Origin of the sequence: Enterococcus sp. DIV0756, assembly GCF_051710745.1 — a bacterium.
Taxonomy (GTDB): domain Bacteria; phylum Bacillota; class Bacilli; order Lactobacillales; family Enterococcaceae; genus Enterococcus_A.
Genome location: NZ_JBIOLF010000001.1, coordinates 1,825,753 through 1,851,518, shown reverse-complemented (window position 1 = coordinate 1,851,518; position 25,766 = coordinate 1,825,753). Strand labels below are relative to the sequence as shown.

The 25,766-nt window shown below is 38.9% G+C and carries 24 protein-coding genes and 1 riboswitch; of the genes, 21 read left to right on the top strand and 3 right to left on the bottom strand.

The genetic code is table 11. The annotated features are described in order from the left end of the window. Positions 1–245 precede the first annotated feature (245 nt). The 5 genes from IGI44_RS08980 (at position 246) to tdcB (ending at position 5,248) form a co-directional block, all read left to right on the top strand. Positions 246–1,103, top strand: coding sequence for a glucosaminidase domain-containing protein (locus tag IGI44_RS08980; RefSeq protein WP_438787423.1), 858 nt, complete (start codon positions 246–248; stop codon positions 1,101–1,103). Positions 1,104–1,337: 234 nt separating this feature from the next. Beyond that, complete coding sequence (gene cysK, locus IGI44_RS08975; protein ID WP_438787422.1) at positions 1,338–2,267, top strand: cysteine synthase A; 930 nt, start codon at positions 1,338–1,340, stop codon at positions 2,265–2,267. Between the two features lie 93 nt (positions 2,268–2,360). Further along, entirely contained in the window at positions 2,361–2,798 is a 438-nt protein-coding gene (locus IGI44_RS08970; RefSeq protein ID WP_016180345.1) for a Fur family transcriptional regulator, read from the top strand. A 333-nt stretch (positions 2,799–3,131) separates the two neighbouring features. Beyond that, positions 3,132–4,241, top strand: a complete 1,110-nt coding sequence (gene ald / locus IGI44_RS08965; protein ID WP_438787421.1) for an alanine dehydrogenase — start codon at positions 3,132–3,134, stop codon at positions 4,239–4,241. Next, positions 4,241–5,248 carry a bifunctional threonine ammonia-lyase/L-serine ammonia-lyase TdcB gene (gene tdcB / locus IGI44_RS08960; protein ID WP_438787420.1) on the top strand — a complete coding sequence of 336 codons (1,008 nt, stop codon included), beginning with the start codon at positions 4,241–4,243 and terminating at the stop codon, positions 5,246–5,248. The genes ald and tdcB overlap by 1 nt, the downstream gene beginning before the upstream one ends. A 41-nt stretch (positions 5,249–5,289) precedes the next feature. Here the strand turns inward: tdcB and IGI44_RS08955 are convergent, their stop codons facing one another. Further along, positions 5,290–6,207, bottom strand: coding sequence for a CorA family divalent cation transporter (locus IGI44_RS08955; RefSeq protein ID WP_438787419.1), 918 nt, complete (start codon positions 6,205–6,207; stop codon positions 5,290–5,292). 240 nt (positions 6,208–6,447) lie between these two features. Beyond that, a riboswitch (purine riboswitch) is annotated at positions 6,448–6,545 on the top strand. 76 nt (positions 6,546–6,621) lie between these two features. Between IGI44_RS08955 and IGI44_RS08950 the strand changes: the two genes are divergently transcribed. Beyond that, complete coding sequence (locus tag IGI44_RS08950) at positions 6,622–7,203, top strand: xanthine phosphoribosyltransferase (RefSeq protein WP_438787418.1); 582 nt, start codon at positions 6,622–6,624, stop codon at positions 7,201–7,203. Between the two features lies 1 nt (position 7,204). Continuing rightward, positions 7,205–8,488, top strand: coding sequence for a nucleobase:cation symporter-2 family protein (locus IGI44_RS08945; RefSeq protein WP_438787417.1), 1,284 nt, complete (start codon positions 7,205–7,207; stop codon positions 8,486–8,488). Positions 8,489–8,514: 26 nt separating this feature from the next. Here IGI44_RS08945 and IGI44_RS08940 read toward each other — a convergent pair whose 3' ends face one another. Then, positions 8,515–9,960, bottom strand: a complete 1,446-nt coding sequence (locus tag IGI44_RS08940; RefSeq protein ID WP_438787416.1) for an IS1182 family transposase — start codon at positions 9,958–9,960, stop codon at positions 8,515–8,517. Positions 9,961–10,193: 233 nt separating this feature from the next. Here IGI44_RS08940 and purE point away from each other — a divergent pair, with 233 nt between their 5' ends. The 3 genes from purE to purB all read left to right on the top strand — a co-directional run bounded on the left by purE (position 10,194) and on the right by purB (position 13,162). Continuing rightward, positions 10,194–10,682: a 5-(carboxyamino)imidazole ribonucleotide mutase gene (gene purE / locus IGI44_RS08935; RefSeq protein WP_438787415.1), complete on the top strand. Its 489-nt coding sequence runs from the start codon at positions 10,194–10,196 to the stop codon at positions 10,680–10,682. Continuing rightward, positions 10,675–11,796 (top strand): 5-(carboxyamino)imidazole ribonucleotide synthase, encoded by a 1,122-nt coding sequence (gene purK / locus IGI44_RS08930; RefSeq protein WP_216408585.1) that lies wholly within the window; start codon positions 10,675–10,677, stop codon positions 11,794–11,796. Before purE ends, purK begins: the two co-directional genes overlap by 8 nt. A 70-nt stretch (positions 11,797–11,866) precedes the next feature. After that, positions 11,867–13,162, top strand: coding sequence for an adenylosuccinate lyase (purB, locus tag IGI44_RS08925; protein ID WP_438787414.1), 1,296 nt, complete (start codon positions 11,867–11,869; stop codon positions 13,160–13,162). Positions 13,163–13,206: 44 nt separating this feature from the next. Here the strand turns inward: purB and IGI44_RS08920 are convergent, their stop codons facing one another. Further along, on the bottom strand, positions 13,207–13,578 hold the full coding sequence (locus IGI44_RS08920; protein ID WP_438787413.1) for a hypothetical protein: 372 nt from the start codon (positions 13,576–13,578) through the stop codon (positions 13,207–13,209). A gap of 256 nt (positions 13,579–13,834) precedes the next feature. Here IGI44_RS08920 and purC point away from each other — a divergent pair, with 256 nt between their 5' ends. The 11 genes from purC to guaC all read left to right on the top strand — a co-directional run bounded on the left by purC (position 13,835) and on the right by guaC (position 25,729). Next, positions 13,835–14,551 carry a phosphoribosylaminoimidazolesuccinocarboxamide synthase gene (gene purC, locus IGI44_RS08915; RefSeq protein ID WP_438787412.1) on the top strand — a complete coding sequence of 239 codons (717 nt, stop codon included), beginning with the start codon at positions 13,835–13,837 and terminating at the stop codon, positions 14,549–14,551. Between the two features lie 2 nt (positions 14,552–14,553). Continuing rightward, positions 14,554–14,808: a phosphoribosylformylglycinamidine synthase subunit PurS gene (purS, locus tag IGI44_RS08910; RefSeq protein ID WP_016180334.1), complete on the top strand. Its 255-nt coding sequence runs from the start codon at positions 14,554–14,556 to the stop codon at positions 14,806–14,808. 1 nt (position 14,809) lies between these two features. Next, positions 14,810–15,490 carry a phosphoribosylformylglycinamidine synthase subunit PurQ gene (gene purQ, locus IGI44_RS08905; RefSeq protein WP_438787411.1) on the top strand — a complete coding sequence of 227 codons (681 nt, stop codon included), beginning with the start codon at positions 14,810–14,812 and terminating at the stop codon, positions 15,488–15,490. Next, on the top strand, positions 15,490–17,709 hold the full coding sequence (gene purL / locus IGI44_RS08900) for a phosphoribosylformylglycinamidine synthase subunit PurL (RefSeq protein ID WP_438787410.1): 2,220 nt from the start codon (positions 15,490–15,492) through the stop codon (positions 17,707–17,709). The genes purQ and purL overlap by 1 nt, the downstream gene beginning before the upstream one ends. Beyond that, complete coding sequence (gene purF / locus IGI44_RS08895) at positions 17,694–19,133, top strand: amidophosphoribosyltransferase (protein WP_438787409.1); 1,440 nt, start codon at positions 17,694–17,696, stop codon at positions 19,131–19,133. Before purL ends, purF begins: the two co-directional genes overlap by 16 nt. Before the next feature lie 56 nt (positions 19,134–19,189). Further along, the gene (purM, locus tag IGI44_RS08890) at positions 19,190–20,233 is read left to right on the top strand and encodes a phosphoribosylformylglycinamidine cyclo-ligase (protein ID WP_438787408.1); all 1,044 of its coding nucleotides are present in this window, start codon (positions 19,190–19,192) and stop codon (positions 20,231–20,233) included. Continuing rightward, complete coding sequence (gene purN, locus IGI44_RS08885; RefSeq protein WP_438787407.1) at positions 20,230–20,811, top strand: phosphoribosylglycinamide formyltransferase; 582 nt, start codon at positions 20,230–20,232, stop codon at positions 20,809–20,811. The genes purM and purN overlap by 4 nt, the downstream gene beginning before the upstream one ends. Before the next feature lie 120 nt (positions 20,812–20,931). Further along, complete coding sequence (gene purH / locus IGI44_RS08880; RefSeq protein WP_438787406.1) at positions 20,932–22,464, top strand: bifunctional phosphoribosylaminoimidazolecarboxamide formyltransferase/IMP cyclohydrolase; 1,533 nt, start codon at positions 20,932–20,934, stop codon at positions 22,462–22,464. A gap of 15 nt (positions 22,465–22,479) precedes the next feature. Then, positions 22,480–23,730 (top strand): phosphoribosylamine--glycine ligase, encoded by a 1,251-nt coding sequence (purD, locus tag IGI44_RS08875; protein WP_438787405.1) that lies wholly within the window; start codon positions 22,480–22,482, stop codon positions 23,728–23,730. Positions 23,731–24,122: 392 nt separating this feature from the next. Further along, positions 24,123–24,551, top strand: a complete 429-nt coding sequence (locus IGI44_RS08870) for a DUF3788 family protein (RefSeq protein ID WP_438787404.1) — start codon at positions 24,123–24,125, stop codon at positions 24,549–24,551. 200 nt (positions 24,552–24,751) lie between these two features. Next, positions 24,752–25,729, top strand: coding sequence for a GMP reductase (gene guaC, locus IGI44_RS08865; protein WP_438787403.1), 978 nt, complete (start codon positions 24,752–24,754; stop codon positions 25,727–25,729). The last annotated feature ends 37 nt before the right edge of the window (positions 25,730–25,766 follow it).

Sequence of the window (25,766 nt, the reverse complement as noted above, 5' to 3'; positions counted from 1 at the left end):
AATGAAACAGCATGTAATTGATCGTGCCGTTTCATTCTTTTTTCTACTGTTAGTATTTATTCTGCTAAAATAAAAAAATCAAGTGTAGAAAAACGGAAACATAACAACTTTTTCGTTACGGATGTTACGATATAATGACAAATTAGTGAATTTACGGTGTTTAAATTGTTTGTTATTTGTTCTTGCATTATACTTTTAAAGTAATTAAAAATGAAGAGCTTGGAAAGGTTTCTTGGAGGTATATAATGAACCAATTTAAAACCCGTACCGAAAAATATAAATATATGCAAACTCAACAAAGGGAAAAACGAATGAAAACGGTGAAAAGAACAGTTCCTATTCTAGGTACAGCGATGATTCTTTCACCTGCTGTTCTGACTACACACAATATAAAGGCACATGCAGCTGAAATGGGACAGACACAGAACCAATCTGCGTTTATTGAACAATTAGGTGCTTCTGCAATGCAAGTATCTGCTTCAAATGATCTTTATGCCTCTATTATGGTTGCGCAAGCTTTAGTTGAAACTGGATTTGGTACATCGCAGCTATCAGCGGCACCTTATTACAATTTATTTGGTGTTAAAGAATACAGCGGCGGCCCATCAGTTTCAATGAGTACCCAAGAATACTTGAATGGACAATGGGTAACGATGAATGAACCATTTGCTGTTTACAACAGTTATGCCGAGTCATTTCAAGCTCATGCTAGTCTTCTAACTGGTTCTTACTATGCAGGTGCACGAAAAAGTCATACAAATAGCTACCAAGATGCGGCAGTGTACTTAACGGGTCGCTACGCTACTGATCCTGGTTATGCCGGAAAATTAATCTCTTTAATTCAAAGCTATAATTTGACTCGTTTTGATACACCTGGAGCAGGAACGGCTGTTGAGACTTCAAGTCAGACACAAAATGCCTCAGCGGCTCAAAGTACTCAGCAAACAGCTACTTCAGCTAGCGGTCAATCTTATACGGTTCAATCAGGAGATTCAATCTGGGGAATTGCAGAAAAATTTAATATTAGTGTCGATCAACTATTGGCAGATAACGGTTGGAATACTGATTCAACAATCATGCCTGGAGATACAATCGTCATTTAACATTTTTGAGATGGGGCAATTTGTTCCATCTTTTTAATAGTCCTTTATTTTTCATACGGCTCATGTTTCAATGACTTGGTAATGGATGTTTTGATGGCTTCAAAAATTAGGCTGAGCTAGAGATTCCTCTTTAAAAAAAATGATATTATACAAAAATTAAAGTCGAATTTCTCGCATCTTCCCTAATTATTCGTTAAGATAACTTACATAAGGTAAGAAATGGAGCGAGGACAGATGACAAAAATTTATCAATCTATTTTGGACACAATTGGTGAAACACCAATTGTAAAGCTTAAAAACATGACAACCGATGAGATGGCACAAGTTTATGTAAAGGTAGAGTCTTTTAATCCTGGTGGCAGTGTTAAAGATCGAATTGCTTTAAGAATGATTGAAGATGCCGAAAAAAAAGGTGCATTAAAGCCCGGAATGATGATCATTGAACCTACATCAGGGAATACTGGAATTGGTCTAGCAATGGTAGGAGCGGCAAAAGGTTATCCTGTGATGTTAGTCATGCCTGAAACAATGAGTGTAGAACGCCGCAAGCTAATGCAAGCTTATGGTGCGAATTTAGTTCTTACCCCTGGTGCTGATGGGATGAAGGGAGCAATCGCAAAGGCTAAAGAATTAGCTGAAGAAAAACATGGTTTTGTCCCAGCACAGTTTGACAATCCCTCAAATCCAAAGGTCCATGAAGAAACTACGGCTAAAGAAATTGTTAACGCTTTTGAAAAGAACGGATTAGACGCTTTCGTTGCAGGAGTTGGAACGGGTGGTACGGTCACAGGAGTGGGAAATGAACTGAAACGTATGTACTCCAATATCAAGATTTATGCAGTAGAACCTGAAGAATCACCTGTATTGGAAGGTGGACAAGCGGGGCCTCATAAAATTCAAGGCATTGGCGCAGGTTTTATTCCCAGTATATTAAATGTTAACATTTATGATGAAGTTTTACCGGTTAAAAGTGATGATGCTATGGAAACTGCTAGAGAAATTGCGAAAAAAGAAGGCATTTTAGTTGGTATATCTTCTGGTGCTGCGCTGTTTGCAGCGATCGATATAGCGAAGAAAATGACTTCCGATCAAAAAATATTGGTTTTACTCCCAGATAACGGTGAACGTTACTTATCCACTGAATTATTTCAATTTAACCAATAATTTTATGAAAAATATTAATTTTTGAATCCAGCTAGTATTTCCCCTCAGATAATAGTATCATTTTAATATAGAATCAAAACAGGAGGGGCTTATATGGTAAATGAGGCAGTTGATCAAGCGGTCAAAGAATTAAAGGCCGGCGGAGTTCGCATTACCCCACAACGTTATGCCATTTTAGAGTATTTAATTGAGTACCGCAATCATCCAACGGCTGATGAGATTTTCCGTTCGTTAGAAGGCCGCTTCCCAAATATGAGTGTGGCGACAGTCTACAACAACTTGAGAAAATTCGTTGAAATTGGAATCGTTCAAGAAATGAACTATGGTGATGCAGCTAGTCGCTTTGATTTCACAAACAAGCAGCACTATCATGCAATTTGTACAGAATGTGGGAAGATCGTCGACTTTTTCTATCCTGGATTAGAAGACGTAGAGATGGCATCTAGTAAATTGACAGGTTATCAAATCAATAAGCATCGATTAGAGGTTTATGGTTTATGTCCAGATTGTCAAACAAAAGCTGAGGAGTAATCCTCAGCTTTTGTTTTGTCTAAAATAACAAAATGAAAAGTATTGCAAATGAGAAAAATCACATAAAATGATTGACTACGTTTTCAAACTTTTTATTAAAAAAACTTTTTGAAGAGAAATTAAAAAGATAAAATGAAAGTGTTCTTATTTTGAAATGCCTTTATACAGGCGTTTTTTTGTCTTTAATGGTCAAATAAATGAAGGGGCTATCTATAATAATGAGATATCAATAACACTTGGTGCATGATCGTTGCTTCTAGAATGGATTGTGATATATTAAACATGTTCTGAAGTTAAAAAACTTCAATATTAACCTTTTAGGAGTGATTTCTTATGAAAATCGGTGTAATTAAAGATCCAAAACAAGGTGAAGCACGTGTCGGAATGACACCTGAAAATGTAAAGATTTTAGTAGCAGCAGGAAACGAAGTACTCGTTGATAATAATGCTGGAGCGGGTTCAGGCTTTACAAATGAACAATATGTTGAAGCCGGCGGAAAAATTGTTGACACAGATACAGCCTGGACAGCAGACTTGATTGTAAAAGTGAAGGAACCAATGGAAAGTGAATATCACTATTTCAAGAAGGGTCAAATTATTTGGGGCTTTTTACATCTAGCAGCAAACAAAGCGTGTGTTGAGAAAATGATGGAAGTTGGCGTTACGGCTTTATCCGGTGAAAATATTTCGATCAACGGCGTTTTAGAATTATTGAAACCAATGAGTGCAATCGCTGGACGTCGTGCAGTGAATTTAGGTCAATACTATTTGGAAAAACAACATGGCGGCGAAGGAATTTTACTTCCTGGTATTGATGGCGTTGAAGCTGGAACAGTGGTCATCTTAGGTGGAGGAAATGCCGCTGAAAACGCCGCTGATATGGCTGTTGGTATTGGATGTCATGTAATTATTCTTGAAGTAAATGAAAAACGCATGAAACAATTGGAAGATCGATATAAAGACCACAATGTTGATGTCATTGTTTCAAATACTGAAAACTTAGAAGAAAAAATTAAAGAAGCAGATGTATTTATTTCTACTGTCTTAATTCCAGGAGCGAAACCACCAAAATTAGTGAAAGAATATATGGTTGAATCAATGAAGCCAGGTTCAGTGATTGTCGATATCGCGATTGACCAGGGCGGTACAGTAGAAACTATTGATAAACCAACTAATCATGCAGATCCAGTGTTCACGAAACATGGTGTTATTCATTACGCCGTTCCTAACATGCCTGGGGCTACACCAAGAACAGCAACAATCGCGTTAGCAAAAGGAAACATTTCATTTCTTAAGGATGTCAGTGTCAAAGGTTTAGAGGCTGCTTTGAAATCTGACGAATCGTTATTATCTGGTTTAAGTGTTTACAATGGTAAAGTCGTTTCTAAAGCTTTAGCGGATTCAATTGATGTCGCTTATACTGAAGTAGGAGATGTTCTGTAATGACTAGCACAATGACAAAGCTTCCTGTCACGATTGAAGATATTCATGAAGCGAAAAATGTGGTCAAACAATATGGACGGGTAACACCATTGATTCAATCAATGTTCCTAACAGCTAAAACAGGCGGGCAAGTATTTTTGAAATTGGAAAATATGCAACTTACTGGTTCATTCAAATTCCGCGGAGCGTTTAATAAAATTGCTCATTTAACACAAGCGGAAAAAGATAAAGGTGTTATCGCAGTTTCTGCCGGCAATCACGCTCAAGGAGTGGCACTGACATCTAAGCTTTTGGGGATTCAAAGTACGATCGTTATGCCAGAAACAGCTCCCAAAGCGAAAGTTGAAGCCACAGAAGGGTATGGATCAAAAGTCATTTTGCATGGTTCAGGATTTGACGATGCAAAAGCCTATTGCGAAAAAATCGTTGAGGAAACTGGAGTAACCTATATTCCGCCTTATGATGATGAATTCGTTATGGCTGGACAAGGCACGATTGGACTTGAAATCCTAGATTCTATATGGGATGTTGATACTGTAATTGTTCCTGTCGGAGGTGGCGGATTGATTGCGGGAATAGCAGTTGCAATGAAGACGTTTAATCCGAACATTAATATTATTGGGGTCCAAGCAGATAATATTCATGGAATGACGGCTTCCTTCCGTGCGGGTCATAAAGTTGGATACAAGAAAGCCCCTACGATTGCCGATGGTTGTGCAGTAGAATTTCCTGGCAATCTTACTTATGAGGTAGTAGAAGATTTAGTTGATGATATGGTGACAGTTTCTGAACATGAAATTGAACTTGCGATGAAAGACTTGATTCAACGGACGAAAATTGTTGTCGAAGGAGCAGGTGCGCTGGCAACAGCAGCTATACTTTCAGGCAAAGTCGATAATTATGTAAATGGAAAAAAAGTAGTTGCTGTCGTATCTGGCGGTAATGTCGATTTAAATCGAATCACTGACGTTATCGGTCATTTTTCAGTAGCTAATGAATTGAAATAAGCATAGTAAAAGAAGTAGCGGCATCTGCCGTTACTTCTTTTTTAAGTATCATAATCCTTTTTAAAGAGATAAATACCACTAACGATTGAAACAATTAATGCTAATAAAACGACCATGATTGATCCGATCTCCGAATCTCGCCAGAGCAACCCGCCAGTATTAATTCCCCATAAGCTGAAAATTAATGTCGGTAATGCCAGCAACAAGGAGGCTGTATTTAGGAATTTCATCAATTGATTTAGACGGTGATCCATCATACTATTGATTAGACCGCTGATGGAACTTAACATCTCTCGATAAATTTGAACGGAGGTAGTAGCTTGTTTGGTTTGCAACTCGATCTCAATCGCTAAATCACGATCTGAAGCGACTAAACTAGAGTCTAGAAGAGAATTAATCGTTTTGCTCTGCTCTTTTAATAGATTATCAATGTAAACAAGTGTCTTTTCGGTATCAGTTGTCTTTTCTAATATATTCCTGTTTGATCCGTTTGAGGCACCGCGACTGATTTCTTCAATCATTTTACGCTGTTCGTGTAAAAAAAGTAAATAATGTCGGTTGATGATCTGAATCATATGTAAAATGCCTCCGGCTTTACTAGAAATTTCCGCTTCGTAGTTGTCCAAGACTTCAGTAACCAACGATTGTTCACTTACAGTTATTAATGTATTTGATGTTAGAAAAACGGTCACAGTAGAAGGCAATGATTCAGGCTCATCAATTGATTGGATATCGATAAAAAGCATCAAACACAGTTTTTTTTCATTTTCTGTCGAATAGTTTTTAAAAAAAGAAACATCGGAGTAGTTTTCGTTTAAAGAAAAGAAATTTTTTGGTAATTCAAATAAATTATGTAATTGTTCTTTTTCTTCGAGGGTTGGATTGGAAACAGCTATCCAATTTCCTTTATTCGTCTGTGGACGAACCCCTTCCTCCGAAATTGAAAAGTAATCGATCAATGTAGAACTCTCCTTGCTTTTAATTTATTAATTTAATCATCTCAAATCCTTAGATGATTGCCAATTATTTTGAATCGTCATAATTGAACGCAGAATAAACTTCTTATATAATGGAAGAAATTTTGAGAAGGTTAAACAATCATGTTAGTCAGGTATAAATCTTCTCATTTAAATTAATTCTAGTTTACACCTAATTTGTATCTGATATAATAATTTTCATATTTCATAAACTTCAATGAAAATTTTCATTAGAAGTAAACTTATATATCGTCATAATATGGATGACAGTTTCTACCTTGTGCCGTAAACGCAAGACTATAAGTAAAAATCGTACGGTAACGTACCTTTTTTGCTTTGCAGATGAGGTGCGTTTTTTGTATTAATCAAAAAACGACAAGAAAAGGGGAAAGTATAATGAAAGAATTGACAGATCGCATCAAAGACAATGGCCGTGTTTTAGGTGAAGGTGTCTTAAAAGTTGATGAGTTTATTACTCACCAAGTAGATCCTGAATTGATGGACGCAATGGGTAAACGGTTGGCAGAGGTTTTCGCAGATAAAAAGATCACTAAAGTAGTGACAATCGAAGCTTCTGGAATTGCACCTGCGGTCTACGCTGCTCAAGCCCTAAAGGTACCGATGATTTTCGCACGTAAATCTAAGAGCTTAACGATGGATGAAGAATTATTGACGGCTTCTGTTTATTCATTTACCAAACAAGTAACCAGTACTATTTCCATTTCTCGAAAATTCCTTTCTGCAGAGGACAATGTCTTATTAGTCGACGACTTTTTAGCGAACGGCCAAGCGGCAAAAGGATTGATTGAACTATGCCAACAAGCTGGAGCAAGTGTTGCCGGAATTGGAATTTTGATTGAAAAATCTTTCCAAGATGGGCGCCAGTTAATTGAAGACATGGGAATTCCTGTTGTATCCTTAGCTAGAATCTCTTCCTTACATGACGGTAAAGTTACATTTATCGAGGAGGACGCATAGAGTGACAAGTGAGACAGGAAATGGAAAATCAGCAGTATTAGGTTTGCAACATCTTTTAGCGATGTATGCAGGAGCAGTAGCAGTACCACTTTTGATTGGAACAGGGTTAGGTTTTAACGAAGCGCAAATGACTTATCTGATTTCCATCGATATCTTTATGTGTGGGGTGGCAACACTACTGCAATTAACAGTTAATAAATTTTTCGGAATCGGGTTACCCGTTGTACTAGGTTGTGCCATTCAAGCGGTCGCACCATTGATTTTGATTGGACAAACGCATGGAGTTGGCACGGTTTATGGATCGATCATTGCTGCTGGGATTTTCGTTGTGCTGATCTCAGGCTTCTTTTCTAAGGTAGAAAAATTATTTCCGCCAATCGTAACGGGAACAGTCATCACAACCATCGGACTAACATTGATTCCTGTTGCTATTACGAAAATGGGCGGTGGCGATGCTGCTGATAAGACGTTTGGGGACCCTACGAATTTAATTTTAGCTTTCGTAACGATTATTTTGATTCTAGCTATTCAAATATTTGGTCGAGGGTTTGTTCGTTCAATTGCGGTTTTAGTCGGTTTAGTTGGTGGAACCATTTTGGCTGCCCTTTTGGGACAAGTTGATTTAGCAGCTATTGGTCATGCGCCAATGTTTCATGTTCCCCAGCCCTTTTATTTCGGAACACCAAAGTTTGAGCCATTTTCTATTTTATTAATGATTATTATTTCGATTGTAAGTATGGTTGAATCCACCGGAGTTTATTTTGCTCTAGGCGATATCGTTGGCAAAGAAGTGAAGGAGGACGATCTGAAACGCGGCTATCGTGCAGAAGGTTTAGCGGTTATTCTAGGGGGATTATTCAATACATTCCCTTACACAGGCTTTTCTCAAAATGTGGGACTAGTTCAATTATCGGGAATAAAAACTCGTCGTCCAATCTACTTTTCAGCCATTTTTTTAATTGTCTTAGGACTATTCCCAAAAGTTGGTGCTTTGGCCCAGATTATTCCTGAACCTGTCTTAGGTGGTGGGATGTTGGTAATGTTCGGTATGGTAGCTGTTCAAGGGATGAAGATGCTGTCTAAAGTTGATTACAACGATGAAAAAAATCTCTTGATTATTGCCATTTCAATTGGTTTTGGTTTAGGATTTAATGCGATGCCGACTTTATTTGCTAAGTTGCCAGAAACAGTTCAAATGTTTACAGGAAATGGAATCGTGATGAGCAGTTTATCTGCGATTATTTTGAATCTTCTATTTCACGGATATAAGAGAGAAGTAAAATAAGAAGGGAACGTAGCGTAAGCTGCGTTTCAGACTGTAGACAAAAGACGTTCCAAACTCGAAATTTGAGTTTGGGACGTCTTTTTATCTGATTTCTTTCGACATTCAGGACAAAAAAATAAAGGCTTCTTGCCTTTCCATAGCCAAGTGGCTAATTTCTTTAAATTCATTGCAGCAAACACCAGCATCGTATGCGTCGCGACTTTTTCCAAGCCTCGATACTTGGTCCAACGCATCCCATGCTTCTCTTTTGCATCCGCAAATATTCGTTCAATCGTTTGTTTTCGTTTTTTATAAATCGATTTATTCCGATCCGTTAAACGAAGATGTTCCGCTTCATCCATTAAGTCTCCCCAAACATGTCTCGTGATGACTCGTTGATGATTTTTACTTTTGGTACATTGGTTTAGCAGAGGGCAGTGGACACACTCTTTTGGATCAGATTTGTATTCACGATACCCGTCTCGAGTGACTGTTGAAAAATCGAGCATTTGATCCTGCGGACAAATGTAACAATCATAATACTCGTCATAGAGAAACTCGTTTTTTGATAATAGTCCCTTTTTCCCTTTGGGCCTTGAATAAGGCAAACAAGGTCGAAGGTTCAAATGAGTCAAAAAGTGAACAAACTTAGGTGTCTTATACCCGGCATCAGCGACAACACAATTGATTTCAGGAAAAAGTCTCTTCGATTGTTTGACGAGTTGAAAGGCGACTTGACTGTCATGAATATTTCCAGGAGTTATGATGGTGCTGAGAACAAATCCGTTGTCGTCGCATGAAGTATGGGCAGAATAAGCAAATTGTTTTTCTCGTTCACCTTTGACGTAGTAGCCACTTTCCGGATCAGTCTTACTTATTTTTCTTTCTTTCAGCTTCACTTCCTTTTCTAGGTCCAAAGTAAAAGGGCGTTTTCCGGCCTCTATTCGTTGACGATTGATCTCATCTTCTAATTCATCTTGATAGGCTTTCGCTTCATCATGGGTCATTTCCTTCGTAAACTTATGTTTATTGGCGTTGGCTTTGATGTGGGTAGAATCCAGATACAAATTATCCTCTGTTACGAAACCTGCTTTAACTGCTTGTTCTAAAATATAGGCAAAGATATCCTCAAACAACGTCGTTTCTCTAAATCGGCGGACATAATTCTTTCCAAAAGTTGAGAAATGGGGGATTTTCTCCTCGAAGGAATAGCCTAAAAACCAGCGGTAAGCGACATTGGTGTCGACTTCCTTAATGGTTTGGCGCATGGAACGGATGCCGAATAAATACTGGATAAACACTAATTTAATCAGAATGACTGGATCGATACTTGGTCGACCTAAATCGGAGTAAGCGGCTTCGACGATTGGATAAATAAAGTCAAAATCAAGTGCGGCATCAATCTTTCGAACGAGGTGATCTTGAGGAACCAGATCATCAATCGTGAGCATCGCAAATTGATTTCTACCATTCGTATTGTTTTTAGACATCATAACTATCACTCCTTGTATTCGATTTCATAAATCTATTATAAAAGAAAAGACTGTAGACAGCATCCATAAAATGGACTTTGTCTACAGTCTGGAACGTAGCGTAAGCTGCGTTTCTTTTTTATTTTCGTAAAAAGCGAACAATAGGTTAGAATTGTCTGTTAATATTCGAATTACATTTTGACTTACGAAAAGGGACTTGCTAAAATAAGCTTGAATAATGAAAGGGGCAAATTATGAATCCAGAAGTTGCAGTTATTATGGGCAGTACCTCCGATTGGGAGACAATGAAGTTTGCGTGTGATAGTCTTGATGAACTAGGTGTGATCTATGAAAAAAGGGTTGTTTCAGCACATCGCACACCGGATTTAATGTTCGACTTTGCTGAACAGGCACGCGGACGAGGGATTAAGGTGATTATCGCAGGAGCCGGAGGAGCAGCTCATTTACCAGGTATGGTAGCTGCCAAAACGACCTTGCCAGTTATTGGTGTTCCAGTCCAATCAAAGGCGTTGAATGGTTTAGACTCATTATTATCGATTGTACAAATGCCTGGCGGTGTCCCTGTGGCTACTACAGCGATCGGAAAAGCTGGTGCAACCAACGCAGGACTACTTGCGGCACAGATGCTTTCAATGTATGATAACAAAGTAGCTGAACGTTTAGAAATGAAACGGCAGCAAATGACAGAAACTGTATTGGAAAGTAGTGAGCAACTTGGTTAAATCGTTAAAACCAGGCTCTACGATTGGTATCGTAGGCGGAGGACAATTAGGCCGTATGATGGCTATCAGTGCGAAGGAAATGGGATTCCGTACGGGTGTAATCGATCCAACGGAAGATTGTCCGGCTGCGCAAGTTTCAGATTGGCATATTGTTGCTGATTATGATGATCAAATGGCATTGGAAGAAATGGCTCGCAGATCACAGGTGATTACCTATGAGTTTGAGAATGTAGATGTAGATACCATCAATCATATTCAACATTTCGCCAATATTCCTCAGGGGACTGACCTGTTAGCCATCAGTCAGGATCGATTAATGGAAAAGTCTTTTTTAGAAAACAATAATATCGTGATTGCACCTTATGCGACGATAATCAGTCCAACAGACATTCAAGATGCAATTGAAGGAATCGGTTATCCTTGTGTTTTGAAAACTACGCGTGGGGGATATGATGGACACGGACAATATGTTTTGAACAGCACTGCTGACTTAGCCCCTTCGATGAATCTATTGCGTCAAGGTACTTGCGTACTGGAAGCCTGGATTCCATTTGAAAAAGAGTTATCGGTGCAAGTGGCAGGAAATAACATTGGCGATTATGTAACATTTCCAGTAGTGGAAAATGTTCACCGCAATAATATTTTGCACGAAACAATTGTTCCGGCGGGAATTGACGCGGCTGTAGCAAAAGAAGCCAGTCGAATTGCAAAAGTAATCGCTCAAGGAGTCGATTTAGTCGGCACTCTTTGTGTAGAGTTTTTCTTAACCAAAGCCGGCGCATTATACGTTAACGAGATCGCTCCACGGCCGCATAATTCTGGTCATTACACGATTGAAGCCTGCAATATGAGTCAATTTGATGCGCATATTCGTGGAATTTGTGGTTGGCCATTGAGTGAACCCAAGCTGTTGTCAAATGCAGTAATGGTCAATGTTTTGGGTGAGAACCTGTTGAAGACATACGAACTTATTGATTTATGGCCAGAATGGCATTTTCATTATTATGGTAAAGCCATGCCTAAAAAGGGTCGTAAAATGGGGCACATTACAATATTAACCGACAGTATTCAACGAACATTAGACGATATTAAAAAGACCGAAACATGGGACTAATCATTCTATTCAATGATGTGTTTTTGAGTTTATCGTTAAAAAATTAAATGATTTACGAGGGAGAAAATTAATGATACCTAGATATTCAAGAGACGAAATGGGAAACATCTGGAGCGATGAAAATCGTTATAAAGCTTGGCTGGAAGTTGAAATCCTAGCTGATGAGGCGTGGGCAGAATTAGGAGAGATTCCTAAAGAAGATGTTGAAAAAATCCGTGCAAACGCTGGTTTCGATATCGATCGTATCTTAGAAATCGAACAATCAACGAAACATGATGTTGTAGCCTTTACACGTGCGGTTTCTGAAACATTAGGGGAAGAACGTAAATGGGTTCATTATGGTTTGACTAGTACAGATGTCGTTGATACTGCGTACGGCTACTTATATAAACAAGCAAATGATATTTTGCGTCAAGATTTGCAAGAGTTCTTAACAATTATTGGGCAAAAAGCTTTAGAGCATAAAGATACAGTTATGATGGGAAGGACGCATGGCGTTCATGCAGAACCTACGACTTTTGGTTTGAAATTAGCTACTTGGTACTCGGAAATGAAACGTAATATCGAGCGCTTCGAACATGCGGCTAAGGGTGTGGAAGCTGGAAAAATTTCTGGTGCAGTCGGTACATTTGCCAATATTCCACCATTTGTTGAAGAATTTGTCTGTGAAAAATTAGGTATTCGTCCGCAAGAAATTTCAACACAAGTATTACCAAGGGACTTACATGCCGAATACTTTTCAAGTTTGGCGTTGATCGCAACTTCAATTGAGCGGTTTGCGACAGAAATTCGTGGATTGCAAAAATCTGAAACTCGTGAAGTTGAAGAATTTTTCGCAAAAGGACAGAAAGGGTCTTCTGCGATGCCTCATAAACGAAATCCAATCGGTTCAGAAAATATGACTGGTTTGGCTCGAGTTGTACGGGGGCATTTAATTACTGCTTTTGAAGATGTAGCTTTATGGCACGAACGTGATATCTCTCATTCCTCTGCGGAACGGATTATTACACCAGATACCACGATTCTAGTCGATTATATGTTGCATCGCTTTGGTAATATCGTTAAGAATCTGACTGTGTTCCCAGAGAATATGAAACGCAACATGGAGGCAACATTTGGTTTGATCTATAGTCAGCGAGTGATGCTGAAGTTGATTGATAAAGGAATGACTCGTGAAGAAGCGTATGATTTGGTTCAACCAAAAACTGCCTATGCTTGGGATAATCAAACGCAGTTTCGTCCACTTTTAGATGCGGATGAAAAAATCACGAATGTTTTATCTAAGGCTGAGTTAGACGACGCTTTTGATTATAATTATCACCTGAAAAATGTCGACAAAGTTTTTGAACGTGTCGGAATCAAATAAAAAAACTCTTACCGCAAAAAATTTGCGGTAAGAGTTTTTTTGTACTAAGCATATGAATACACGTCAACAAAACAACTTTCATGGAGTTGTTCCAATAAGCAGCAGATTAGTTGATAATCATAAGTTTGTGAATTCAAAAGAATTTCAATACGATAGGAGTTCTTCAAGAAGGAGTGATCCTTCAATTGCCGAATGATCAATTCATCCTGAGACTGGTTAGAAAAACGTAAAGACTGCATAGGTTGCGATTGTCTTGGATGCAGTATTTTTTTTAGATTACGATAGGAATAAAAGCTGGTATTGCAGTTAATACTATGAGTGTTGTCTAAACCCAATAACGCATTTAGTAAGTGTTGTTTGTCTGTTTCTAGCATTGAATTAAGAAATTTTTCAGCTGCTACCGGCGCATCTAACATAAGCGATTCCCCCATATATATCATTCGAATTAAATATAGCACCATTTTCACAAAATGTAAACGCTCTCTTTGTAAAGGTTCTAGAAAACAAGAAAGATGCTTTCGTTAAACACGAACATTGAAAGACTTATTTCATTATAATATCCGATAAAATATTGAAAAATCTAATTTCAGTTGTTACACTAAATAAGAAATTAAGAAACGAACAATTAAAGTAGTTCGTTTATAAATGTTCATAAAAAGGGAGCGTTATGACGTGGAAAAAGGAACTTTAATCTATGAAGGTAAGGCAAAACAATTGTTTGAAACAGATGATCCAACTATCATATGGGTCGAATATTTGAATCAAGCCACTGCTTTAAATGGGGCAAAGAAAGATCAAATTAGCGGTAAAGGCGAACTTAATAATCGGATCACCGGTTTGATTTTTGATTTCTTAAAAAGTAAAGGAATTACTAATCACTATATCAAGCAGCTTTCTGCCAATGAACAATTAATTCAGACTGTTGAGATCATCCCTTTAGAAGTGGTTGTGCGAAATATTGCCGCTGGCAGCTTTTCGAAACGATTAGCGATTCCAGAAGGAGCTCCTTTAAAATCACCAATTGTTGAGTTCTACTATAAAAACGATGCGTTAGATGATCCAATGGTTATTGATGCACATATTCTTGCTCTAGAACTTGCTAGTACTGAAGAACTTACTCAGTTACGTCAGATGGCTTTAGAAGTTGGTCAGGCACTAACAGAACTATTTGATTCAATAGATATCACATTAGTTGACTTCAAGTTAGAGTTCGGTCGTCAAAAAGATGGATCGATTTTATTGGCAGATGAAGTTTCTCCTGATACTTGTCGTTTATGGGATAAAAAGACGAAGGAACACTTGGATAAGGATATTTATCGTCGAGACTTAGGTGACATCATTCCGGTATATCAAGAAGTACTAAATAGATTAGAAAAGCGAGGAGAATAAGGATGTATTTTGTAAAAGTTTATGTAACGTATAAGGATTCTGTATTGGACCCACAAGGAGAAGCAGTGAAAGGCGCAGTCCATCGGATGGGCTACAACGAAATCGAAGATGTACGGATCGGAAAATATTTTGAGATTAAAGTTGCCAAAAGTGATCGTCCTGTGGAAGAAATGATCGAAGAGGTTTGTGACAAACTATTAGCAAACGTCAATATGGAAACGTATCGTTATGAAATTTTGACATCGGAGGAAGTATAGCATGAAATTTGCGGTCATTGTATTTCCCGGTTCTAATTGTGACTTAGATATGTACTGGGCAATGAAGGAAATCATGAAAGCCGACTGTGAGTATGTTCGGTATGACGCAGAGAGTCTTGATGGCTTTGACGGTGTATTATTGCCAGGTGGTTTTTCATACGGCGACTATTTACGTTGCGGTGCGATTGCTCGCTTTGCCAATATTATGTCAGAAGTGATTCGTTTTGCTGAAGAAGGAAAGCCAGTTTTCGGCACATGTAATGGATTTCAAATTTTAACGGAGGCGGGGCTTTTACCTGGCGCTTTGCGTCGTAACGAATCGTTAAAATTTATCAGTAAAATTACGCCGCTAAAAGTTGTGAACAATCAAACAAAATTTACATCTGAATATCAAGTAAATGAAGTTATTCAAATCCCAGTCGCCCATGGTGAAGGAAACTATTATTGTGATGATGAGACATTAGCTGAGTTAAAAGCGAATAATCAAATTGTCTTTACTTATGAAGGTGAAAATATCAATGGGAGTATCGAGAGTATTGCCGGCATTACGAATAAAGCTGGTAACGTCTTAGGAATGATGCCTCACCCAGAACGAGCAATGGAGAAATTGCTAGGTTCTGATGATGGTAAGAAGTTCTTTGCTTCTATTTTAACTAATTTTGGAAAGGTGACTGCAAACTAATGATGAAATTAGAACCGACGGCACAAGAAATCAAAGATCAGCGTATTTACGCTGGTTGGGGACTGACTGATGAAGAATATCGTTTGATTTCAGAAGAGATTCTTGGTCGTTTGCCCAATTATACAGAAACGGGACTGTTCTCCGTTATGTGGAGTGAGCACTGCTCATATAAAAACTCGAAGCCAGTCCTGCGTAAATTTCCAACGGATGGTCCTCAAGTATTACAAGGACCTGGGGAAGGTGCTGGAATTGTCGATATTGGTGACAATCAAGCTGTGGTTTTCAAGGCAGAAAGTCACAATCATCCTTCAGCTGTTGAACCTTATGAAGGTGCCGCAACAGGTGTTGGTGGAATCATCCGCGATATTTTCAGTATGGGTGCACGTCCGATAGCAGTCTTAGATTCTTTACGTTTCGGCGAATTAACAACAGAAAGAACGAAATATTTATTGGAAGAGATTGTTGCTGGAATTAGTGGTTACGGTAACTGTATTGGGATACCGACAGTTGGCGGAGAAGTAGCCTTTGATCCTTGCTATGAAGGCAATCCTTTAGTTAATGCGATGTGTGTTGGTTTGATTGATCACAAGGACATCCAAAAAGGGCAAGCCAAAGGGGTCGGCAATTCGATCATGTACGTTGGAGCAAAAACAGGACGTGACGGAATTCACGGAGCGACTTTTGCTTCAGAAGAATTTGTCGAAGGTGAAGAACAACAGCGTTCTGCCGTTCAGGTGGGCGATCCTTTCATGGAAAAATTACTGTTGGAAGCATGTTTGGAGTTAATCTTAGATCATTCAGATATCTTGGTAGGTATTCAAGATATGGGTGCGGCTGGGTTAGTTTCTTCTAGTTCAGAAATGGCCTCAAAAGCGGGTTCTGGATTGAAGCTGTATTTAGATGACGTCCCACAACGGGAAACTCATATGACACCATATGAAATGATGTTATCTGAATCACAAGAACGGATGCTGATCTGTGTTGAACAAGGGCATGAGGATGAAGTGGTTGAATTATTTAAACGCTATGAATTAGACGCGGTGACAATCGGTGAAGTAACAGATGATGGGTTGTATCGTTTGTATCATCATGGTGAAGAAGTAGCTAACTTACCAGTTGATGCGCTTGCCGAAGATGCGCCTGTTTATGAAAATGAAAAACGGGAACCCGCTCGAATCCAAGAATTTGCTAATATGACTGATTTCAAACCAGAAGTGGCAGACGCAACGGAAACATTATTAGGATTGTTACAACAACCAACGATCGCTTCAAAGAGAATGATTTATGAAACCTACGATTCACAGGTTAGGACTAATACGGTTGTTCGACCAGGAAGCGATGCGGCCGTTTTACGTGTTCGTGGAACAAATAAGGCATTGGCAATGACAACTGATTGTAATGCACGTTATCTATACTTGAATCCTGAAATCGGCGGGCAAATCGCGGTTGCTGAAGCAGCTCGAAATATTGTTGCATCTGGAGGACAGCCGTTAGCGATCACGGACTGCTTAAATTATGGATCTCCTGAAAAACCTGAAGGATTCTGGGAATTATGGACCTCGGCTGACGGTATTTCGGAAGCCTGCCGCACATTGAATACTCCGGTTATCTCAGGAAATGTTTCAATGTATAACGAGACTAACGGGAAAGCTATTTATCCAACGCCGATGATCGGTATGGTTGGTTTGATCGAAGACCTGTCACATATCACAACGCAAGAATTTAAAGCTGCTGGTGATTTGGTTTATCTCGTTGGAGAAACTAAAGCAGACTTTAATGGTGCAGAGATTCAAAAAATGCAAAAGGGCTTGATTGAAGGGAAACTGATGGCGTTTGACTTAGCTGTTGAAAAAGCTAATCAGGAATTAGTGCTTTCAGCAATCAAAGCAGGCTTAGTTGAAAGTGCTCATGATTGTGCGGAAGGCGGTCTGGCAGTAGCTATTGCTGAAGCCGCATTTAACAATCAGTTAGGAGTCGAGATTTCTGTTGAAATGCCTGTCGAAAATCTATTTGCAGAAACACAATCTCGTTTTGTTTTATCTGTAAAACCAGAGAAACAAGCAGATTTCGAGGCTTTAGCGGGTGAAAAAGCAGTGAATATCGGTGAAATAACTAATACAGGTGACTTGAAGTTGACTGCGCTTGGCGGTGAAATCAACGTCGCTACTAAAAAGGCCGAAGAAGTATGGGAGGAAGCCATTCCATGTCTAATGAAGTAAGAAGTTTAAATGAAGAGTGTGGCGTTTTTGGCATCTGGGGACACCCAGATGCTGCGCGCGTCACTTATTTTGGCTTACACAGCTTGCAACATCGCGGACAAGAAGGCGCTGGAATCGTCAGTAATGATGCTGGAAAGTTGAATGGTCATCGTGGATTAGGGCTTCTTTCGGAAGTATTCAAGAATGAACGTCAATTAAGTCGTTTAACTGGCCAAGCAGCGATTGGACATGTTCGTTATGCGACAGCAGGAACAAGCAGTGTTGATAATATTCAACCGTTTTTATTCAACTTTTATGATGGTGCTTTTGCTTTAGCTCACAACGGAAATCTGACCAATGCGAAAAGTCTGCGAAAAGAGTTAGAAATTGACGGCGCGATCTTTCACTCAAATTCTGACACAGAAATTTTGATGCATTTGATCCGCCGCAGCCAAAAAGAGACTTTGTGTGAACGCATGAAAGAAGCGTTGAACACTGTTAAAGGCGGTTTTGCCTATCTAATGCTGACAGAGGAATCGATGGTGGCTGCCCTAGACCCAAATGGTTTTCGACCATTATCAATTGGTCAAATGGTCAATGGCGCTTATGTAGTTGCATCGGAGACCTGTGCGTTAGAAGTTGTAGGTGCGAAATTCATTCAAGACGTTAATCCCGGTGAAATTATTACAATCAATGATGAAGGGTTAAAAGTCGAAACTTTTACTGAGAATACGCAACACGCCATTTGCTCAATGGAATACATTTACTTTGCACGACCGGACTCGAATATTGCAGGCGTGAATGTTCATAGTGCCCGTAAAAATATGGGGCGTATCTTAGCTAATGAAGCTGAAATCGAAGCCGATATGGTCGTTGGCGTACCAAATTCTTCCCTGTCTGCTGCCAGTGGCTATGCAGAAGAATCTGGGATCCCTTATGAAATGGGTTTAGTGAAAAATCAATATGTCGCACGAACATTTATTCAACCAACGCAGGAGTTACGTGAACAAGGCGTTCGTATGAAGCTATCTGCAGTGCGCGGGGTTGTGGAAGGAAAACGCGTCATCATGGTTGATGATTCAATCGTCCGCGGCACAACCAGTCGTCGGATCGTTAATCTGTTGAAAGAAGCAGGTGCGAAGGAAGTCCATGTAAGAATTGCTTCGCCACCGTTACGTTACCCATGTTTTTATGGTATTGATATCCAAACTCGTAAAGAGTTGATTGCAGCGAACCATTCTATTGAAGAAATTCGTGAAATGATTGGCGCTGATTCGTTGTCATTTTTAAGTGAAGAAGGTTTGATTAATGCTATTGGATTAGATTTTGACGCGCCTTATTCAGGATTATGTATGGCTTATTTCAATGGGGATTATCCAACGCCGCTGTATGATTACGAAAAGCATTATCAAGCGACTCTAAAAGAAAAAACTTCTTTTTATTAGAAAGCAGAAGATCAACGAAGTGACTAAAATTTTAATGTGAATAAGGAGCGGATCTAGTGGGAAATGCATATTCCAGAGCTGGTGTCGACGTAGAAGCTGGTTACGAGGTAGTAGAACGGATTAAAAAGCATGTGAAAAGAACTGAACGTCTAGGCGTTATGGGAGCAATAGGCGGTTTTGGAGGTTGTTTTGACCTTAGTCAATTTGATTTAAAGGAACCTATTTTAGTTTCTGGAACGGATGGTGTAGGGACAAAATTAATGGTAGCAATCCAAGCGGACAAACATGATACGATCGGGATTGATTGTGTGGCAATGTGTGTCAATGACATCGTAGCGCAGGGGGCTGAACCGCTTTATTTCTTGGATTACATTGCTACTGGTAAAAATGTGCCCGCCCGTTTAGAGCAGGTGGTTGCAGGTGTTGCAGAAGGCTGCGTTCAAGCGGGATCTGCTTTAATCGGAGGCGAAACAGCAGAAATGCCAGGGATGTATGGTGAAGATGATTACGATTTAGCTGGTTTTACTGTTGGTATCGCTGAAAAAAGTCAAATGATTACTGGTGAGAAAATTCAAGCAGGCGATATCTTGGTTGGATTACCGTCCTCAGGGATTCATTCCAACGGCTATTCACTAGTTCGTAAGGTTTTCTTCGAAACAAATAGCTTTTCACTTGATGAAAATTTACCAGAATTATCTGGAAAACTTAGTGATGAGATTTTAACACCGACTAGAATTTACGTTGAAGCGGTGCTTCCTTTGGTTAAAAAGGAATTAGTGAATGGGATCGCACACGTAACTGGTGGCGGCTTTGTTGAGAATTTACCACGCATGTTACCAGAAAAATTGGCTTGTGAAATTGAAATGGGCTCTTGGCCGGTGTTACCGATTTTTGAAGCGCTGGAAAAATATGGTGAGATTCCTGAAATGGAAATGTATGAGATTTTCAACATGGGAATAGGGATGGTATTGGCTGTAGCGCCAGAAAAATTAGCAGAGTTGCAAGCTGATTTGAAGGAACGAAATGAAGTATCTTTTGTAATTGGTAAAGTAATAGAAAAACAAGATTCAGCAATTGTTTTCAAAGGAGCGCAGGCATGAGACTAGCCGTTTTAGCTTCAGGGAATGGATCAAATTTTGAAGTAATTGCTCAAGCAGTAAAAGATAAAAAGATAGATGCTGAGTTGACGTTGCTTTTTTCCGATCATCGTGATGCTTATGTGTTACAACGTGGAAAAAACTTTGAGATTCCCTGTGAAAGCTTTGAGCTAAAAGAATTTCCTGATAAAAAAAGTTATGAGACAGCTTTATTAAGATTGTTACAACAATACGAAGTAGATTTAGTTGTCTTGGCAGGCTATATGCGAATCATTGGAAAAGATTTATTAGCGGCTTTTCCTAACCGAATTGTCAACATTCATCCAGCTTTGCTACCTAATTTTCCAGGATTGCATGGGATTAAGGATGCCTATGAAGCCGGGGTGAAAGAAACGGGTGTCACGATTCATTATGTGGATAGCGGGGTAGATACTGGTCCGATAATTGCTCAAGGTAGTGTTGAAATTGCAAAGGGTGATACTTTGGAGGACTTAGAAATAAAAATCCATCAAGTTGAACATCAGCTTTATCCACAAGTTCTAGCAGAAATTGCGAAAGATTTTCATCTGAATAAACAGTAAAATCATTTAGCGATTTTCGTTCTGCCTTAACATATGTAAAGAATAATTAAAAGATTTTTTACATTAGTAAAGTTAAATACGAGAAATAGCAGTTCATTAATACAAATAAGGAGAGTCATCATGACAAGAGCATTGATTAGTGTTTCAGATAAAAGCGGAGTTGTAGAATTTACTAAAGGATTAGTTCAAGCAGGAATTGAAATTATTTCTACTGGTGGAACGAAGAAAGTTTTGGACGAAGCAGGAATTCCAACGCTAAGTATCGATGAAGTAACAGGCTTTCCTGAAATGATGGATGGTCGAGTAAAAACCTTGCATCCGAAAATCCATGGTGGTTTATTAGGACGGCGAGATTTAACAAGTCATATGGATGCTATGAGTGAGCATGATATTCAACCAATTGATTTTGTTTGTGTAAATTTATATCCGTTTAAAGAGACGATTTCTAAAGCGGATGTAACGGAAGCAGATGCGATTGAAAATATTGATATCGGTGGGCCAAGCATGTTGCGTTCTGCAGCTAAAAACTTTGCATCGGTTACTGTGGTGGTTGATCCTAAAGATTATGCATTAGTTTTAGCGGAAGTAAAAAGCGATAATGAAACGTCTTTAGAAACGCGTAAACGATTAGCAGCGAAGGTTTTCCGTCATACAGCAGCTTATGATGCGTTAATCGCGGATTATTTAACTAAGCGTGTCGGTGATGTCGAACCGGAAAAAATGACTTTGACATATGAATTGAAACAAACTCTGCGTTATGGTGAAAATAGTCATCAATCTGCTGCGTTTTATCAAAATGCCTTGCCAGTTTCCTATTCAATTGCTAGTGCACAGCAATTACATGGAAAAGAATTATCATACAACAACATTAAAGATGCAGATGCAGCAATTCGGATTGCTAGAGAATTTACTGAGCCAACAGTTGTTGCATTAAAACATATGAATCCATGTGGAATTGGCAGCGGCCGGACGATTTCAGAAGCGTATCAATTCGCTTATGAAGCAGATCCAACATCAATTTTTGGCGGAATCTTAGTAGCAAATCGTGAAATTGATCTGGAAACCGCTCAAGAAATGCACAAATTATTTTTAGAGATCATCATCGCACCAAGCTTTAGCAAAGAAGCATTCGACGTATTATCAGGCAAGAAAAACTTACGTTTAATGACTTTAGATTTTAGTGATCAGACAAGTAATCAGCCAGAAATGGTTTCTGTTTTAGGCGGATTACTAGTTCAAGATCAGGACGTTGTTGAAGAAATTGCTGAAGAATGGGAAGTCGTAACGGATCGTAAACCAACAGATGAAGAGTTGAAAGCTCTAGCGTTTGCTTGGAAAGCTGTTAAGCATGTGAAATCCAACGCCATCGTGGTGGCGAATGAACATCAAACAGTTGGTGTTGGCGCAGGACAAATGAATCGTGTTGGCTCAGTTAAAATCGCTTTAGAAGAAGCAAAGGGGCGTATGGCAGGTGCTGTTTTAGCAAGTGATGCCTATTTCCCTATGGATGATAGTGTGGAATACGCTGCTCAGCATGGAATCAAAGCCATTGTTCAACCCGGCGGAAGTATTCGCGATAAAGATTCAATTGCAATGGCTAACAAGTATGGTGTAGCCATGGTCTTCACTGGTGTTCGTCACTTTAGACATTAATTCGAGGAGGATTCAATGAAATTACTAATTATTGGTAGCGGCGGTCGTGAACATGCTATTGCTAAAAAAATGTTAGAGAGTTCGCAAGTGACGGATGTTTATTGTGCTAAGGGAAACCCCGGCATGAAAAAGGATGGTATCCAAATTGTAGATATTGCTGAAGATAATCACGAAGAACTGATCTCCTTCGCTAAGGAATATGAAATTAAATGGACATTTGTCGGTCCAGAAGTTCCATTATTAAATGGAATCGTCGATGATTTTCAGGCAGCAGGGCTTAAAATTTTCGGACCGAATAAAGCGGCGGCGATGATTGAGGGTTCAAAAGAATTTGCTAAGAAGATTATGGTGGATAACCAGATTCCAACTGCTGATTACGAGTCCTTTACCGATTACGAAGCGGCTTGTGCGTATGTGAAGGAAAAAGGAGCCCCCATTGTGATCAAGGCAGATGGATTAGCCGCCGGTAAGGGTGTCACGGTAGCGATGACTTTAGATGAAGCTTTGCAAGCTTTGAAAGAGATGATGACTGATCATCGTTTTGGAGAAAGTGGAGATAAAGTTGTTGTTGAAGAATTTTTAGCTGGTGAAGAATTTTCGCTATTAGCCTTTGTTAAAAATGAACAGGTCTATCCGATGGTAATTGCTCAGGATCACAAACGGGCCTATGATAATGATCAGGGACCGAACACTGGCGGGATGGGGGCATACTCTCCGGTACCGCAAATTTCTTCAGAGATGGTCGATACAGCTGTTGAAACAATCTTGAAGGCAGCCGCTGTTGGGATGGTGAAAAATGATACACCGTTTACAGGTATTTTGTATGCAGGATTGATTGCTACTGATGCTGGACCTAAAGTCATCGAGTTCAATGCTCGTTTTGGGGATCCAGAAACTCAAGTTGTTTTACCGCGCTTAACCAGTGATCTTGCCGGAGTGATTGACGCTATCTTGAACGACCAAGAGCCAGTATTGGTTTGGAGTAATCAGGCATCAGTCGGAGTCGTTTTAGCTGCTGAAGGGTATCCAAATGATTATCAAAAAGGGATGGCGATTCCATGTTTCAATGATCAGGTGACTGTTTACTACGCAGGAGTCATTGATGATCAAGGAACAACACGTGCTTCAGGTGGACGTGTACTTCTAGTAGAAGCAGAAGCAGAAACGATTGAAGCGGCGCAAAAAAAAGTTTATCAAGCTTTAGACGGTGCTGACACTATGGGGTACTTTTATCGAAAAGATATTGGTGCTAAATCTATTAAATAAGAGAAAACGGCCAGTTGGCCGTTTTTTTATACTTAAAGGGAGTATAAAATTTTCACATAAATAAATCGCTTTACAGCAGGAATATCCATGTCCGGCTTCACGAACTAGCTTTATCGGCAATAAACAAAAATATTTCGAAATTTGAGAAACAATTTAGAAATATTTTGGTCTTATTGCTCAAAAGCTGAGCGAGTTCGCGAAGCCTTTCTTATGTACAAAAAGCTCTCAGATTTAAAAAATGACAGCTTTAATTAAAAGTGGTAAACTGAATATGAAAAAAGCGTTAGAAAAATATAGGAATTTGAAGAAAAATAAAAAGAATTAACTCATAGAGTCAATTGCATTAGTAGAAATATTTTTCGTTCCAAAGCGTATTGAAAGAGGCGAGTACTATGGAGAGAAAACGATCCAAAACGGATGATGAGAATCATGATTTAAAAATGATTCTATCCGGATTACCGAATTCTCAGTATTTAAAAATTTTATTAGCTCAAATTATGAGACATTATGATCCAACAATTAAATACATTTTCCAAAAACAAACAGGCTGGAAGCTTTTAATTGAACAATATAATGGGGTGCTTTGCCGTATTCAAATTCATGAAAACTACTTCTCTGTGGTCACACCATTTCCAGATTTCGGAATCAGCTACTTAACACCGATGGTGAAGGTAATGTCGAATGAATTCAAGGAAAAGTTTGAAGATGTGTCAAAAAATACTCAGCAGATAGAAATGAAAGTTACTAATGAAGAGGAAATGGAAGATGTTATTTTTCTAATTAGCTTACAGGCTAAAAAATTAAGGAATGCGTTGGTTTGAAAAATAAATGTTCGTGTTTTTGCGGTTTAATTTAAAATCAGCTTGCTTTTTAGATGAATATGTTGTAAATTACATAGGGCGATACTGCCCTATGTTTTTTATTGTTCACGCTTGTTACTTTAAATAAAAAATAATAATTTCTTTTTTTAAGCGTGAAGAAAAATTAAATGAGATAGTTATCTTATTCATTGGAGGCCACTATGAAAGTATTTGATTATGAAGATATTCAGTTGATCCCTAACAAATGTGTTGTGAACAGTCGCTCTGAGTGTGATACGACCGTTCAACTTGGGAAATTTAGTTTTAAGATGCCTGTAGTACCAGCCAATATGCAAACAATTATTGACGAGAACATTGCAGAGTTTTTGGCAGAAAATGGTTATTTCTATATCATGCATCGTTTTTATGAAGAAGAACGAATTCCCTTCATAAAGAAAATGCAATCTCGCGGTCTATTTACATCAATCAGTGTAGGTGTAAAAGGATATGAATACGATTTTGTAAAACAATTAGCAGAAGATAAATTAAATCCAGACTATATTACGATTGATATCGCTCATGGTCATTCAGATCCTGTAATCAATATGATCAAGCATATCAAAAAGTATTTGCCGGAAACATTCGTTATTGCCGGAAATGTAGGTACTCCTGAGGCTGTTCGTGAATTGGAAAATGCGGGAGCAGATGCTACAAAACTTGGAATCGGACCCGGAAAAGTTTGTATTACGAAAATCAAAACTGGTTTTGGAACCGGTGGCTGGCAGTTGGCGGCATTAAGTTGGTGTGCTAAAGCAGCGCGTAAACCAATTATTGCCGACGGTGGAATTCGAACGCATGGCGATGTAGCAAAATCGATTCGTTTCGGTGCAACAATGGTGATGATTGGTTCATTGTTTGCTGGTCATGAGGAATCTCCTGGCGAAACGAAAGTAGAAGATGGTGTTGTTTACAAAGAATACTTTGGTAGTGCTTCAGAGTTTCAAAAAGGGGAGAAGAAAAATGTTGAAGGTAAGAAAATTTGGATCCCTTATAAAGGTTCTTTAAAAGACACTTTAGTTGAGATGCAACAAGACTTACAATCATCCATTTCTTACGCTGGCGGAAATGATCTAGAAGCTTTGCAGAAGGTAGATTATGTGGTTGTGAAGAACTCAATTTTCAACGGTGATACGATTTAACTATTTTTAGAAAACTTTTAAAAGATTATCCTGTTTT